The organism is Vibrio sp. 1402 (assembly GCF_033340275.1).
On record NZ_JAWOWE010000381.1, the window covers coordinates 1 to 631 of the forward strand.

The window sequence follows — 631 nt, forward strand, 5'->3', positions numbered from 1 at the left end:
ACGATTCGTTTGAGGTTACTTGGCTTTTACCATTACACTGAATTAAACAAAGGAGGGCGTGTGTTTCCTATCTTATTATTGGCGTTTATTTTCGTCCCAATCATTGAAATTGGCTTATTTATTCAGGTGGGGGGCTTTTTAGGTCTCTGGCCAACCATCGCATTAGTGCTGATCACGGCATTTGTCGGCGCGTCATTAGTGCGCAGCCAAGGTATTCAAACCTTGATGTCTGTTCAGGGCCGTCTTGAACAAGGCGAAATTCCAGCACAGCAAATTTTTGAAGGTGTGATGCTAGCGGTTGCCGGTGTGCTATTGCTGACTCCCGGCTTTATGACCGACGCGTTGGGTATGGTGGTATTGCTGCCTGCGCCGCGTGCCGCGATTGCGAAATACTTGATGAGCAAGATGGTCGTCAAAACCATGCATGGTGGTGGCTTCCAAGGTGGTTTCTCAAACCAAGGGCCATTTGAGCAAGATCCGTTTCATCGTGACCCGTTTGATTCTCGCTCGGACAACGGCAACACCTTCGAAGGTGAATACGAGCGTAAAGACGACGATGATCGTAACAAGCTCAACTGATTGAATCAGTGAATCAAGAAAAAAAAGGGCGCATTCCGCGCCCTTTTTTGTG

The 631-nt window shown here is 47.9% G+C and carries 1 protein-coding gene; it reads left to right on the plus strand.

Annotated features, from left to right (window positions below):
• Positions 1-60 precede the first annotated feature (60 nt).
• Positions 61-579, plus strand: coding sequence for an FxsA family protein (locus tag R7044_RS26195; RefSeq protein WP_005460455.1), 519 nt, complete (start codon positions 61-63; stop codon positions 577-579).
• The last annotated feature ends 52 nt before the right edge of the window (positions 580-631 follow it).